The sequence below is a fragment of the Kitasatospora sp. NPDC032150 genome, assembly GCF_055579945.1.
Genome location: NZ_JBVIMH010000012.1, coordinates 162,551 through 175,050 on the forward strand (window position 1 = coordinate 162,551; position 12,500 = coordinate 175,050).

Consider the following 12,500-nt stretch of genomic DNA (forward strand, 5'->3'; position numbering starts at 1 on the left):
CCGTGACGCTGACCGTCGATACCGCCGGACGACCCACCACGCCACCCGTCCTCGGGCCGGCGTTCCGGCGCAACGGCCCGGGACTGGCGCTCGCCGCACTCGGCGTGGCCACCGCCTGGGCCGTGCACCAGCTGATACCCGCCATTCCGCGGCTGACCGCGGCCGTGGTGCTCGGCGTCGCGGTCGCGCATGTCCCGTGGCTGCGCCCGCTGGTCAAGGGCGCGGCCAGGCCCGGACTCTCGCTCGCAGGAAAGCGGTTGATGCGGGCCGGGATCGTACTGCTCGGCCTCAAACTCAGCCTCGGCGACGTGCTCGGCCTCGGCTGGGCCACGGTCGCGATGGTGCTGGCCGTGGTCGTCGCGACCTTCTTCGGCACCCTCTGGCTCGGCCGCCGGCTCGGCCTGAGCGGCGACCAGCCGCTGCTGATCGCCACCGGCTACTCGATCTGCGGCGCCTCCGCGATCGGCGCCGTGAGTCAGGTCGCCGAGAGCGACGAGGAGGACGTCGCCACTTCGGTGGCGCTGGTCACCCTCTGCGGAACGCTGGCGATCGCGGTACTCCCGCTGCTGCAGCATCCGTTGGGGCTCGGCGGCGCCGAGTTCGGACGCTGGGTCGGGGCGAGCGTGCACGACGTCGGGCAGGTGGTCGCGACCGCGCAGACCGGTGGGGCGGACGCGCTGCGTGAGGCCGTACTGGTCAAGCTGATGCGGGTGGTGCTGCTGGCGCCGCTGACGGCGGGCGTGGCGGTGGCACTGATCAGACGGCGTCCGGAGGGGAACGCCGCACGGGAGAGCGGAGCGAAGCGGCCGCCGCTGGTGCCGCTGTTCGTACTCGGCTTCCTCGCCATGATCGTGCTGCGTTCGGTGGTGACCGTCCCGGCGGAGGTGCTGACGCTCGCCGGCGACGGACAGGAACTGCTGCTGGCGGCAGCCCTGTTCGGCCTCGGCAGCGCCGTCCACCTGCCCACCCTGGCCCGCACCGGCGGGCGGGTCGCGGCACTCGGGCTGGCCTCCTGGGTGGTGGTCGCCGGCGTTTCCTACGCGGGCGTGCTGCTGACCACCTGAGCGGATGCCGCGCAGCACTCGAGCGGATGCGGCTCACCAGCTCACCGGGCCTGTGGCGGGCGTCTGTGGCAGGGCCGTTGAGAACCGGGCTGACGTAAAGTGGTCCGGTACCGCTGGCCGCACACGATGGGGACCACGATGGCTGTACTGCCCGACCGGGACGGACTGGACACCCCTGTCACGCTCGACCGGCATGAGGGTCCGTACGGCGAGGTGGTGCTGCGGCAGCGAGGCGAACACTTCGAGATCATCGCCAACGGGTGCTTCCTGATGGACACTGCCGACGGGCGTTCCGAGCGGTTGCTGATCCAGGCGGCCCTGGACCAGCTCGGCTCGGTCGAGCTCCCCTCGGTGCTGATCGGCGGCCTGGGTGTGGGTTTCTCGCTCGCGTACGCCGCCGCCGAGCCCCGCTGGGGCCGGATCGCGGTCGCCGAGCGGGAGGGCGCCATCATCGACTGGCACCGCTCCGGCCCGCTGGCGGCGTTCTCCGCGCACGCCCTGGACGACGACCCGCGGGTCACGGTGCTCCACACCGACCTGGTCGAGTACCTGCGCGCCGAGGGCGAGTTGTACGACGCGCTCTGCCTGGACATCGACAACGGCCCGGACTGGACGGTCACCGACTCCAACCTCGGCCTTTACGGACCTGCCGGACTGGCCGCCGCCCAGCGGCGGTTGACGCCCGGTGGGGTGCTGGCGGTGTGGAGCGCGCAGCCGTCCGCCGCCTTCGAGGAGGCGCTGCGAGCGGCGGGCTTCGCAGATGTGCACACGCTGGAGATCCCGGTGCTGCGGGGCGTGCCCGATGTCATCCACCTCGCGCGGCGGAGCTGACACGTCGCAAGGGGTGCGGCAGCTGCTTGGCTCCGCAGGTCATTGACGGGAACGCCGGCTGAGGGCTACCGGTAGCGCCGGTGCTCACGGGCAGAGAACAGGGCGGCCGGGCGGACCCGAGTGCATGGGTCCGTCCGGCCGCTTCGGGCTTTCGGGTGAGCTTTTTGGCGTCCTGGCTTCCGCCGTTGCCGTCGGTCCTTTGACGCAGGCCCTCCGGCTCAGCCGAAGGGATTGTTGGCAGGCGGTTCCGGGGTCGCCGGGGCGGCGGGTGCCGCGGCCGGGGCGGAGGCAGCGGCAAAGGGGTTGAAGTCCGGCGGGGGAACGTTGACCGGAGTTCCCTTGGCCGGCGGAGCCTGCTCCTCCGCGTCGGCCGGTGCGTCGGTGGACGGCGCCGGAGGTGCGAACGGGTTGAAGTCCGCGGGGGGTACGGCCACCGGGGTGCCCTTGCCCTTGGGCGGGGCCGGGATCGTCGGCGGGTGCGCCGGCGGCGGGGGAACGGTGAACGACTGCGACTGCGCCGGAGCAGGGGCGGGTGCTGGTGCGGGCGAGGAGCCGGTCATCACCGTGCCGAACGGGTCGGCGGGCTGGTTGTTCATCACCGTGCCGAACGGATCGGCAGCCGGCGCGGGTTGCGGAGCCGCGGCGGCAACTACCGGAGCAGCAGAGGGAGTTGCCGACACGCTGACCGAGGGAGCTGCGGCCGCGAAGGGGTCGAAGTCGGCTGGGGGGACGGCTACCGGGGTGCCCTTGGTGGGGGTGGGGGCGTCGGTGGTGGTGGCGGTGGGTGCCGGGGGTGCGAAGGGGTCGAAGTCGGCTGGGGGGACGGCTACCGGGGTGCCCTTGGTGGGGGTGGGGGCGTCGGTGGTGGTGGCGATGGGTGCCGGGGGTGCGAAGGGGTCGAAGTCCACTGGGGGGACGGCTACCGGGGTGCCCTTGGTGGGGGTGGGGGCGTCGGTGGTGGTGGCGGTGGGTGCCGGGGGTGCGAAGGGGTCGAAGTCCGCTGGGGGGACGGCTACCGGGGTGCCCTTCCGCGCTGCGGGCTGCTCGGCGGGCGTCGCCGGTGCGGTCACCGGCGGGGTGGCGGTCACCGGCGGGGTGGCGGTCGGGGCCTGGGCAGGGGAGACACTGGTCGGCTGCGGCTGCGGCTGCGGCTGCGGCTGCGGCTGCGGCTGCGGCTGCGGCTGGGCGGAGCTGTGCGGGGCAGCGGCGGGCGCCTGGGCCTGGGCGGGAGCAGCGGGCTGGGTGGCGTAGACGCCGTCCCAGCCGAGCTGGATGCTCTTCAGGACCTCGGCGAACGAGGTCACGTACAGCTCCCAGTCCTCCGGCTGCGCGACGGAGAGCTGGATGACCAGGACGGAGGAGCCGTCCGGGAGCGGTACGAAAGCCTGGGCCACCGAGCTGGAAGTCCGGTGCGGCTGCCCGTCGTTGGAGAGCGGGGCCGGGACCGGGGACGTCCGCCCCTCGACCAGGACGGCGGCCGGGCCGGCGGGCAGCAGGACCGTCCAGACCTCCGCCTGCGGCCGGGAATCGGCGAGCTGGGCGGCGAGTTCGGCGATCTGGACCGGACGGTGGGCCACCGATATCACCAGCGAGGCGTGGCTCGGCCGGTCGGACACGCGAAGCGCGGAGACCCCGGCGAACAGCACTCCTGCGGCGCTCAACCGCGTGTCCAACGCGGCCGTCAGCACGGCCCACTCCTTGCGGGCCCGGACGTCGGCCCCCGCGAAGAGCTCCTCGGCGACCTCGGCGAGCTGTGCCGTGCGGGCGGGGGTGCCACCTCGGGCGGCGAGCGAGTGGAAGACCGAGGGCAGTACGAGTCGAACCTCGGTGCCGGTGCCGGTGGACAGCTCCTCCGGGGCGACCGTCGGGCGGTCGGCGGCCAGCTCGGCGAGGACTGCGGGGAAGGCCGGGCGGAGGTTGTCCTCCGTACGCTCCACACCGACCGGCAGTTGGAACTGCTCCGCGTCCAGGCCGTGGGCCGGGGCGAAGACACCTCGGACGGCACCGCCGCCGAAGCGGGTCAGCAACTCGGTGGCCACGGCGGGGTCCGGGGCGGTCGGGCGCTTGGTGCTGCCCTCGACCACCGTGCCCAGGCCGCGGACCGTCAGGGTGCCCGGACCCTTGGCACTCAATCGCAGGCCGAAGAGCGCGGAGGCGGACGGGTGGGCGTTGCGGCGGAAGCCCGTCAGCGAGGCGATCGGGTAGTGGGTCGCGTGCTCGTCGAGCAGGGCTGCGGCGAGTACGTCGAGTGTGGCTCCGACCTGCTCCGCGGCTGCGAAATCGTCCTGACTCACGGTACTGAGCCCCCCTCACCCGAATGCTGGAATTCCGTCCACTTTCTATCAGAAACCTCTGACAGTCCGAGACCGGTGGTGGGCGGGGGCGGGTGCTGTGCCGAGTCGGTGTTGGAAGGCGGAGCGGGGCCGGTGGGCGGTGTGCGGGGTGAGGAGTCGGGGCCGACACCGAAGTGCGGGTGGCCGGGCGGGCCGCCGGCAGGCGCGGGTCAGCAGGCGGCGAGCCGGGTGAGTTGGGCGCCGAGACCGGGGACGGATAGGAGACCGGCCAGTTCCCGGACCAGTTGGCCGGTGGGTCCCTCGGGGCGTTCAGCGGCGAAGAAGTCCGCGAGTTCGAGGGCGAGGACAGGCTCTCGGGCCGCGGTCAGCGTCAGCGCGGCCACGAACTCCTGGACCAGCTGGAGTTGGAGTTCCTCGCGTGGCACCGACCGGTCGGTCAGCCAGTCGAGGGAGGTGATCTCCGCGTTGGCGATCCAGGCCCGTACGGTGCGCCGCAGTCCGGTGCTGGGCTCGGCGATCGCCAGGTGCCGCAGGATCTGGTCGTGCGCGGCCCGCCGTACCTCGTCGATGACCGCCGTCGTTCCGGGGCTGGCGGCCACCGAACCGCCACGCAGCAAGGCTGCGAAGCCGGGCCCGTGGCTGTCCACGAAGTCCAGGTAGCGGCCCATCACCCGGTACAGCCGCTCGGAGAGCGGGCCCTCGATCTCCTCCTCGAACCGTCCGGCCAGTTCCTGCCCGGCGCGCCGCAGCGACTCCTCGTACAGCGCCTGTTTGCCCGGGAAGTAGTGGTAGACCAGCGGGCGCGAGGCGCCGGCCGCCGCGGCGATGTCGTCGATGGACACCTCCTCGGGCGGGTACTTGCTGAAGAGGTCCAGGGCGACCCCGATCAGCTGTTCCCGGCGCTCGTCCACGCTGAGCCTGCGCCGCGGTGCGCGTTCGCCGGCGGCACGTCCGGCTCGCCCGGCCCGGCCCGCGGCGTGCTCGCCCTCGGCGCGGTGGTCCGATACCGCCGGTGTACGGGAGGAAGCCATGCCCGCCACCCTATCCGGGCGGGAAGATGACGAAACCCTGACGTCCGGCCCCGGACCCTGGGAAGAGCGGCACCGACCTGCTCGAATGGCGGCATGACAGCGATGGGAGGCAGGCCATGAGAGCGGGCGGCGAGGGACCTCCGGTCGGGCGGCGGGTGGTGCTCGGGATGCTCGGGCTCGGGGCCGCCGGGGTTGCGGCCGGGCCGTACCTGCAGCGCGCGGTCGAGGGCGTGGCCAGCAAGGATCCGACCGGGCTGAGCGACCTGCTGCCGGGCGGCGGCGGGTTCAGGTACTACTCGGTGGCCGGATCTGTGCCGGTCAGGACGGCGGCCGACTACACCCTGACCGTGGGCGGCCTGGTCGATCGACCGGCCACCTACCGGCTCGCCGACCTCCAGGCGATGCGTCAGCGCCGGATCGTGCACGACGTGCAGTGCGTCACCGGCTGGCGGGTGCCGGGCACCCCGTTCGAGGGGGTCCCGCTCGCGGAACTGCTGCGGGCGGCGGGGGTGCGGCCGGAGGCGACCGCCGTCTCCTTCGGCTGCTTCGACGGCAGCTACACCGAGAGCCTGACGCTCGATCAGGCCGGGCGGGAGGACGTCCTGGTGGCGCTGCGGATGCAGGACCAGCCGCTCGGCCACGCGCACGGAGGGCCGGTCCGGCTCTACGTCGCGCCGATGTACTTCTACAAGTCGGCGAAGTGGCTCGACTCGATCACCCTCACCTCCACCGTCCAACCCGGCTACTGGGAGCACTTCGGATATGACGTCGACGCCTGGGTCGGACGCTCCAACGGACGCGATGACGCCCCGACCGGCTGACCGAGGCCCGCTGCTCCGCTTCACCAGGGCCGAGCGGTGGGTGCACTGGGCGAGTGCGGTGCTGATGCTGGTCTGCCTGGCCACCGCGGCCTGCCTGTACTACCCGCCGCTCGCCGAACTGGTCGGCCGGCGCAGGCTGGTGGTGACGGTGCACGAGTGGTGCGGGGTGGCGTTGCCGGTGCCGTTGCTGCTGGGGCTCGGCTCCCGGGCGCTGCGCGCGGACCTCTCCCGGCTGAACCGTTTCGCCCCGTACGACCGGGAGTGGCTGCGGGCGGTGCGGCGGTGCTCCTACCGGCGCCCGGCGGGCAAGTTCAACGCCGGGCAGAAGCTGTACGCGGCGTGGACGGGCGGTGCGGTCCTGGTGATGCTGGGGACCGGGCTGCTGATGTGGTCCACGCGGCTGGCGCCGCTGGTCTGGCGGACCGGGGCCACCTTCGTCCACGACTGGCTGGCGGTGGCCGTCGCGACCGGCGTCGCGGGGCACCTGTACCGGGCCGGGAAGGACCCGGAGGCACGGCGCGGAATGCGGACGGGGCTGGTGGACGAGGGCTGGGCCGCCCGGGAACACCCCCACTGGGACGGCCGCTAGCCGGGTACCGTCCAGGCGGTGCGGGGGGGCGGGCGGAGGTCCGGAACTCCGCACCGGGTGGCCGGGGCGCGGGGCCCACGCTGCTCGGCGCGCCCCGGCCGGGCAACCGGCTCACGCCGGGCCGGAGGTCCGTAGCGCCGGACCGGCCGCCCCACCGGCTGCCGGGGCTCAGGCGGAGCGGTACTCCAGGTAGCGGTGGTAGGCCTCGCGGCCGTCCGGGACGAAGTCCCAGCCGCCGCCGGCGAGCCGTTTTGCGAGCTCGTCCTCGGTGAGCCAGCCGTGCCAGGCGACCTCCTCGGCCTGGGGGGAGACCGGGCCGTCCCAGCGGGCCTCGTACATGTCGCACCACCAGGAGAGCCGGGGTTCGGCCTGGAAGAGGAACTTGAACAGCGGTACCGGCCTGATGCCGCTCACCCCCAGTTCTTCCTCCGCCTCCCGTACGGCGGCACCCGCGTAGGTCTCGCCGCTGCCGACCACGCCGCCGACGAAGCAGTCGTAGGCGCCGGGGGCGAAGAGCTTGGTGTCGGTCCTGCGGTGGGTGAAGATCCGGCCCTGCGGGTCACGGACGAGGATGAAGACGCAACGGTGCGTCAACCCCTCGCGGTACACCTCGGCGCGGGTGGCGGTTCCGATGACGTGGTCCTGGGCGTCCACCACGTCGAGCACTTCTTCGGCAGGGTTCGTCATGCCGCTCACGGTAGTGGGGGCCGGGAGCCGCCTGACACCGGCTCGGCGAGGTTTCGATGATCCGACTATCGTTCGGAAGGGAGACGTACGAGCGAGAAGGTGACGCGCGGTGGTCGAGATCTGGGGCGAGGCGGCGAAGGGCTTCGAGCCGGTCCGGGAGGCGTTCGCGCAGAACTTCCGCGAGCATGGCGAACTCGGCGCGGCCTTCGCGCTCTACGTCGACGGCCGCAAGGTGGTCGACCTGTGGGGAGGCGACGCCCGCCCCGAGGTCGGCGAGATCCCGGCCCCGGCCGTGCCCTGGACGGCGGACACGGTGCAGGTGCTGCGCTCGGTCACCAAGGGGCTGACGGCGGCCACCGCGCTGCACCTGGTCCAGCAGGGCAAGCTCGACCTGGACGCGCCGGTCGCCTCGTACTGGCCGGAGTTCAAGGCCGAGGGCAAGGAACGGGTGCCGGTGCGCTGGCTGCTCTCGCACCAGGCCGGCCTGCCCGCCCTGGACACCCCGCTGCGGGTCGAGGACGTGATTGCCTGGGAGCCCGCCGCCGCCGCGGTCGCCGCCCAGGCACCCGCCTGGGAGCCGGGGACCGCGCACGGCTACCACCCCTTCACCTTCGGCTGGCTGGTCGGCGAGGTGATCCGGCGGGCGAGCGGGCGCTCGGTCGGCCAGTACTTCGCCGAGGAGATCGCCCGGCCGCTCGGCCTGGACCTGTGGATCGGCCTCCCGGCCGGGGCGAGCCCCAGGGTCGGACGGCTGGTGGACCTGCCGGCGCCCCCGGCGGCGCACAGCGGTCCGGCCGGGCTCAGGATGCGGCCCAAGCAGTCCGTGGTGGACGCCTACCGGGACCCGCACTCGCTCACCGCCCGCGCCTTCTCCTCGGTGCGCCCGACGGTCGACTTCAACGACCCGGCGGTGCAGGCGGTGGAGATCCCCGGCGCGGGCGGGATCGGCACCGCGCGGTCGGTGGCCCGGTTCTACGCGGCGCTGATCGGGGCGGCGGACCGGCACGGCGGCACGCCCGGAGAGCTGCTGCCACCGCTGCTCAGCGCCGAACTGCTGGACGAGGCGATGGGGCCGGCGGTCAGCGGTCCGGACCGGGTGCTGATCATCAAGACCACCTTCGGCCTGGGCTTCTTCCGGCACAGCGCGACCTCGCCGATGTCCTCCCCGGCCGCGTTCGGCCATCCAGGGCGCGGCGGCTCGTTGGGCTTCGCGGATCCCGAGCTCGGGATCGGGTTCGGCTACGTCACCAACGGGATGCAGCCCGGGGTCACGGGTGACATCCGGTCGAAGACGCTGATCAAGGCAGTGCTGAAGTGCCTCGGCGGGTGACCGTGGGGCCTGGTGACTGGCGGTCAACCACGCTGATCTGATGGCGTGTCAGTCAATGCACCGTAGCGGCGCGGGCGGACAGCCGGTCTGGGGCGCGGGGTCGAGACCGGTGATCGAAGCGGCCGACTGAGGCGGTCGGCCTCGGTCGGGGCAGCGGCAGTCGGACCCGGACGGTGTGGAGCCGAGGCGGTGGAGCCTCCGGTACCGCCGGTCTCCCGTGTTGCCCGCCAGGCGTCCGCAGCGGCCGTCCCTCTCGCAAGCCCGGTCGGTGTCCCGGCCCTCACGGCCACGGGGGCTGAGTCGCGGCCTGCGGTCTCGGTGATCCACGTGCGGCGACCGCCGCGACGGCCGGGCGGGGGCGGTTCCGCGAGTTAGACCGACCGGCAATAGGGCCCGCGGCGTCGCGTGCCCTATTGCCGGTCGGTCTTTATTCCCGGTGTGACGGCGGCCATAGACAGTATGCGAAGCGTCGGGGAAAAATCCGGTCACCCGGCGCCGCCTCGCTTCCCAAGCCAGCCACTGCGCTGCAGGCCAGATCGTTCGATCGCCTCCGTGGTAGCTGTGTCGCCTGACGCGCGCCGGGCCCAAACGAGGACCCGTCCCGGAACCCTCCTGCCCAGTTCCATCCTGCCCGTCCCGCCGTGTCCGCCCAGCGACCCGGAGGCCTTTGCCAGAAAGCTCTCGATGCCTGCCTCGACCCGTCCACCGTCCCTCGCCCCACCTGTCCGCGCGGCCGCCCTCGGGGCGCTCGGCGTACTGGCCGCCCTGGTCGCCACCGGCTGCGGTGGCACCACCGGCCAGCTGTCCGCCGTCCCGGCGGGCAGTGCCTCGACGGTGTCCGCCGTCGGACAGCCCGGGTCCACGGCCGCGGCGCGACTCTCGGCGGAGCAACTGCCCAACGACGTCGCCGAAGGCTGGCAGCCGCTCTCCCAGCCCCGCGTCCAGGCCGTGACCGGTGACATCCAGCTCAACGAGTGCGCGTCCGTGTCCGGTGCCGCCACCTGGTGGCAGCAGGGCTACGTCGGCGTCCACCGCACTCCGGCGGAGCAGGACCTGTTCACCTTCCGGGACGCCGCTGCTGCGCAGGCCGCCTACCAGGGCCTGCTCGCGCAGATGGACGGGTGCCAGAACCAGTCACGCGCCGTTCAGGCCAAGGCCCTCGGCCTCGCCGACGCACAGGTCGCCAAGACCGCCGTGACCGACCGGGGCACCTCCTGGTCGCGTCAGTGGACGGGTGTCGAGGGCCTGTCCGCGGCAGGTCCGCAGACCGACCACTTGTACGCCGTCCTGCAGGGCATCCGCCTTGCGGTCGTCCACTACGACGAGTGGGCCGGCATCCACGCCGCCCCCTACAGCACCCGATCAGACGGCGACCTGCTCACCTCGGTCGCCCAGCAGCTCGGCTGAGCCGCACGCCTGCCACCAGCACATCCACGGAGACTCCCATGCCCAAGTACGGACCGTTCCTTCGCCGCTGCCTCGCCGGTCTCATCGGAGCCGGTGCCGCCTCCGTCGCCATCGCCGCTCCGGCGCACGCCGCCTCGTCAGTCGGCGGCAGCATCTCGCGCGACGAGGTGATCCAGCGGGCGAAGAGCTGGGTCACCGAGGGTGTGCCCTACAACCAGGGCGCCAGCCACACCGACGCCAACGGCACCTATCGCGAGGACTGCTCAGGCTTCATCTCCATGGCCTGGCACCTCGGCTCCAGCATGGTCACCTCCACCCTCCCGAACGTCGCCACCAAGATCGCCATCTCCCAGCTCCAGAGCGGCGACGCCCTCGACTACACGGCCGATCACGTGATCCTCTTCGGCAACTGGACCAACCAGTCGGCCGGAACCTTCAACTACTACTCCGAGCAGAACCCCAGCGTGCGCACCAGCGAGTACCAGGGCAACATCAACGCCAGCTCGCTGGCCGGCTGGCCGACCAGCTACTACACGCCGCTCCGCTACAACAAGATCACGGGCACCGGTACCACGTCGTCCACCTCGACCGCGTCGACCGCCTCGACGACCTCGACCACGTCGACCACGTCGACCACGTCCACCGCGCCGGCTCCCGGGCCCAGGTGGCAGCACGGCGGCCGCTGGTGACAGGAGCGCACCGCACGGCCCTGTGAGGAACAGCACCGTCGAGGCCGACCCCCGCACTGCGGGGGTCGGCCTCGACGGTGTCCGGTGCGGGAAGGCGCGGTGGGCGGTTCACGAGGTGGGACCGCGAGGTGTGAGGTCGCTTACGGTCAGGGCCTGGAACGGGGATGCGCCGGCCGGTCGGAAGGTCAGGCCTGGCCGGTCTCGAAGCGGCTGATCCTGCCGTCGCTGACCATGAACCGCCAGGCGGTGCGCATCTCGCCCCAGGTCTCGTTGGTGAAGTTGGCGATCAGCGCGCGGCCGCCGTCGGACTCGGTCTGGACCTCCATGTGGCCGTGGGAGGAGAAGATCTCCCGGTCGAGCCACGGCAGCAGGTCTCGGTCCGAGCCGTCGTCGGACATCGTCGCGTCCTCGGCCAGCAGGGCCAGGAAGGCCTTGCGGTCGTTGGCGTTGATCGCGGTGACCGCGGCGCGGACGGTTGGGTCGGACAGTTTGGCTACGGCGATGGTCATCTGACTGATCCTCGGATCATGGGGTGGATGGGTCGGCAGCACTGTCGCACAATGTGGCGGACTGCGCACTCTCCGTCGAGGGTGTCGTTCGGGGGTGGCCGACGCCTCCGGTGAATCGGCGTGGCGGTGTGCTTAGATCCCGATATGGGGCAATTCCGACCGGAAGGGAGCCTCGGATGGGGCCGGCCGAACTGCTCGTCCTGACGTTCCCGCAGGAGACCATCACCGTCGAGGCGGCGTCGGCCCTGTGCAAGCTGCGGACCGGCGGTGACATCCGGGTGATCGACTCACTGGTCGTCACCCGGCACCCCGACGGCGAGGCCAGCTACGGGGAGCTCGCCGACTTCGAACACCTCAGGGGCGTCGTCGGGGGCGGCGGTCACGCACAGGTGCTTCCGCTGATCGGTCCCGAGGACGCTCAGGAGGCCGCCGGACTGCTGGAACCCGGCACGGTGGCGCTGCTGGTGCTGATCGAGCACGTGTGGGCACAGGCCGCGGCGGACGCGCTGCGCGGGGTCGGCGGACGGATCGCCTCGGGTGTGCGGATTCCGCCGGAGAACATCGAGGAGGCCGTGCGCGTGGCCAAGGCCCGTGCCGCGGCCGGGAAGTGAGGGTGTGATGGTCCGTGCGCCGTATCCGGTGCGTTCGGTCCGTGCGCTGGGGGCCGCCCGGCCGGCGGGGACTCCGTTGATGCCGCCTCCTGGCGGTGGCGACCTGGCCGGACAGGCCCTGGGCGAGCTCGGCAGGCTGGTGGAGCGAGGGGTGCTCACCCCGGAGGAGTTCGCGGTGGTGAAGGCGAGGCTCCTGGCGGGGTGAGCCGCCCGGGGGTGCGGTGCCGTGTGTGCGGACGGCCGCGCGGGGCCCGCGGCCCCGGGCTAGCGTCCCAGGGCCGCGGACTCCTCGTCGGTGAGGAGGCGGGAGCGGGTCAGGAAGCGAAGGCCGGTGGGTGCCTCCAGGGAGAACCCGCTACCCCGGCCGGGCACCACGTCGATGGTGAGGTGGGTGTGCGACCAGTACGCGTACTGGTCCCTGGCCATCCAGACCGGGATCGGGTCCAGCCACCTCGAGCTCGCCGAGCAGCTGGTCGGTCTCCGGTGAGACGTGCAGCTCTCCGGCCGGGTAACACATCGGTGCCGAGCCGTCGCAGCAGCCGCCGGACTGGTGGAACATCAGCGGTCCGTGCTCGCCGTCGAGCTGCCGCAGCAGCTCGGCGGCCTGCGGGGTCACCGAGACCTGGGAGGGGCGCAT

General features: G+C 72.7%; 13 protein-coding genes and 1 pseudogene. 9 read left to right on the plus strand and 5 right to left on the minus strand.

Annotated elements, in window-relative coordinates:
• The first annotated feature begins 2 nt into the window (after positions 1–2).
• On the plus strand, positions 3–1,064 hold the full coding sequence (locus ACZ5ON_RS16765; RefSeq protein WP_465592227.1) for a YeiH family protein: 1,062 nt from the start codon (positions 3–5) through the stop codon (positions 1,062–1,064).
• A gap of 138 nt (positions 1,065–1,202) precedes the next feature.
• Complete coding sequence (locus ACZ5ON_RS16770; RefSeq protein ID WP_465592230.1) at positions 1,203–1,895, plus strand: spermidine synthase family protein; 693 nt, start codon at positions 1,203–1,205, stop codon at positions 1,893–1,895.
• A 218-nt stretch (positions 1,896–2,113) separates the two neighbouring features.
• On the opposite strand, the gene ACZ5ON_RS16775 is transcribed toward ACZ5ON_RS16770, so the two are convergent.
• Together ACZ5ON_RS16775 and ACZ5ON_RS16780 are read right to left on the minus strand one after the other, a co-directional pair.
• Positions 2,114–4,189, minus strand: a complete 2,076-nt coding sequence (locus tag ACZ5ON_RS16775; protein WP_465592233.1) for a hypothetical protein — start codon at positions 4,187–4,189, stop codon at positions 2,114–2,116.
• A 209-nt stretch (positions 4,190–4,398) separates the two neighbouring features.
• Entirely contained in the window at positions 4,399–5,220 is an 822-nt protein-coding gene (locus tag ACZ5ON_RS16780) for a TetR/AcrR family transcriptional regulator (protein ID WP_465592236.1), read from the minus strand.
• 116 nt (positions 5,221–5,336) lie between these two features.
• Between ACZ5ON_RS16780 and ACZ5ON_RS16785 the strand changes: the two genes are divergently transcribed.
• Both ACZ5ON_RS16785 and ACZ5ON_RS16790 read left to right on the plus strand, forming a co-directional pair.
• On the plus strand, positions 5,337–6,041 hold the full coding sequence (locus ACZ5ON_RS16785) for a molybdopterin-dependent oxidoreductase (protein WP_465592239.1): 705 nt from the start codon (positions 5,337–5,339) through the stop codon (positions 6,039–6,041).
• Positions 6,022–6,630, plus strand: a complete 609-nt coding sequence (locus tag ACZ5ON_RS16790) for a cytochrome b/b6 domain-containing protein (protein ID WP_465592242.1) — start codon at positions 6,022–6,024, stop codon at positions 6,628–6,630. The genes ACZ5ON_RS16785 and ACZ5ON_RS16790 overlap by 20 nt, the downstream gene beginning before the upstream one ends.
• 168 nt (positions 6,631–6,798) lie before the next feature.
• Here the strand turns inward: ACZ5ON_RS16790 and ACZ5ON_RS16795 are convergent, their stop codons facing one another.
• On the minus strand, positions 6,799–7,317 hold the full coding sequence (locus ACZ5ON_RS16795) for an NUDIX hydrolase (protein WP_465592245.1): 519 nt from the start codon (positions 7,315–7,317) through the stop codon (positions 6,799–6,801).
• Positions 7,318–7,426: 109 nt separating this feature from the next.
• Here ACZ5ON_RS16795 and ACZ5ON_RS16800 point away from each other — a divergent pair, with 109 nt between their 5' ends.
• The 3 genes from ACZ5ON_RS16800 (at position 7,427) to ACZ5ON_RS16810 (ending at position 10,743) form a co-directional block, all read left to right on the plus strand.
• Positions 7,427–8,647 carry a serine hydrolase domain-containing protein gene (locus tag ACZ5ON_RS16800; RefSeq protein WP_465592248.1) on the plus strand — a complete coding sequence of 407 codons (1,221 nt, stop codon included), beginning with the start codon at positions 7,427–7,429 and terminating at the stop codon, positions 8,645–8,647.
• Between the two features lie 684 nt (positions 8,648–9,331).
• Positions 9,332–10,054 carry a hypothetical protein gene (locus ACZ5ON_RS16805; RefSeq protein ID WP_465592251.1) on the plus strand — a complete coding sequence of 241 codons (723 nt, stop codon included), beginning with the start codon at positions 9,332–9,334 and terminating at the stop codon, positions 10,052–10,054.
• A gap of 38 nt (positions 10,055–10,092) precedes the next feature.
• Positions 10,093–10,743, plus strand: a complete 651-nt coding sequence (locus tag ACZ5ON_RS16810; RefSeq protein ID WP_465592253.1) for a hypothetical protein — start codon at positions 10,093–10,095, stop codon at positions 10,741–10,743.
• A 185-nt stretch (positions 10,744–10,928) separates the two neighbouring features.
• Here ACZ5ON_RS16810 and ACZ5ON_RS16815 read toward each other — a convergent pair whose 3' ends face one another.
• Positions 10,929–11,252, minus strand: a complete 324-nt coding sequence (locus ACZ5ON_RS16815; protein WP_465592256.1) for a nuclear transport factor 2-like protein — start codon at positions 11,250–11,252, stop codon at positions 10,929–10,931.
• Positions 11,253–11,428: 176 nt separating this feature from the next.
• Here ACZ5ON_RS16815 and ACZ5ON_RS16820 point away from each other — a divergent pair, with 176 nt between their 5' ends.
• Both ACZ5ON_RS16820 and ACZ5ON_RS16825 read left to right on the plus strand, forming a co-directional pair.
• Complete coding sequence (locus ACZ5ON_RS16820; protein ID WP_344635752.1) at positions 11,429–11,863, plus strand: DUF6325 family protein; 435 nt, start codon at positions 11,429–11,431, stop codon at positions 11,861–11,863.
• Between the two features lie 79 nt (positions 11,864–11,942).
• A complete protein-coding gene (locus ACZ5ON_RS16825) occupies positions 11,943–12,068 on the plus strand; it encodes an SHOCT domain-containing protein (protein ID WP_465592259.1) in 126 nt (41 codons plus the stop codon).
• Between the two features lie 59 nt (positions 12,069–12,127).
• On the opposite strand, the pseudogene ACZ5ON_RS16830 reads toward ACZ5ON_RS16825, so the two are convergent.
• Positions 12,128–12,500, minus strand: a pseudogene (locus ACZ5ON_RS16830) (DUF779 domain-containing protein).

What these genes read in the sequence shown, in the direction of transcription:
- ACZ5ON_RS16770 (WP_465592230.1), top strand. Translation starts at nt 1,203, where the DNA reads ATGGCTGTACTGCCCGACCGGGACGGACTGGACACCCCTGTCACGCTC.
- ACZ5ON_RS16780 (WP_465592236.1), bottom strand. Translation starts at nt 5,220, where the DNA reads ATGGCTTCCTCCCGTACACCGGCGGTATCGGACCACCGCGCCGAGGGC.
- ACZ5ON_RS16785 (WP_465592239.1), top strand. Translation starts at nt 5,337, where the DNA reads ATGAGAGCGGGCGGCGAGGGACCTCCGGTCGGGCGGCGGGTGGTGCTC.
- ACZ5ON_RS16790 (WP_465592242.1), top strand. Translation starts at nt 6,022, where the DNA reads ATGACGCCCCGACCGGCTGACCGAGGCCCGCTGCTCCGCTTCACCAGG.
- ACZ5ON_RS16795 (WP_465592245.1), bottom strand. Translation starts at nt 7,317, where the DNA reads ATGACGAACCCTGCCGAAGAAGTGCTCGACGTGGTGGACGCCCAGGAC.
- ACZ5ON_RS16805 (WP_465592251.1), top strand. Translation starts at nt 9,332, where the DNA reads ATGCCTGCCTCGACCCGTCCACCGTCCCTCGCCCCACCTGTCCGCGCG.
- ACZ5ON_RS16810 (WP_465592253.1), top strand. Translation starts at nt 10,093, where the DNA reads ATGCCCAAGTACGGACCGTTCCTTCGCCGCTGCCTCGCCGGTCTCATC.
- ACZ5ON_RS16815 (WP_465592256.1), bottom strand. Translation starts at nt 11,252, where the DNA reads ATGACCATCGCCGTAGCCAAACTGTCCGACCCAACCGTCCGCGCCGCG.
- ACZ5ON_RS16820 (WP_344635752.1), top strand. Translation starts at nt 11,429, where the DNA reads ATGGGGCCGGCCGAACTGCTCGTCCTGACGTTCCCGCAGGAGACCATC.
- ACZ5ON_RS16825 (WP_465592259.1), top strand. Translation starts at nt 11,943, where the DNA reads ATGCCGCCTCCTGGCGGTGGCGACCTGGCCGGACAGGCCCTGGGCGAG.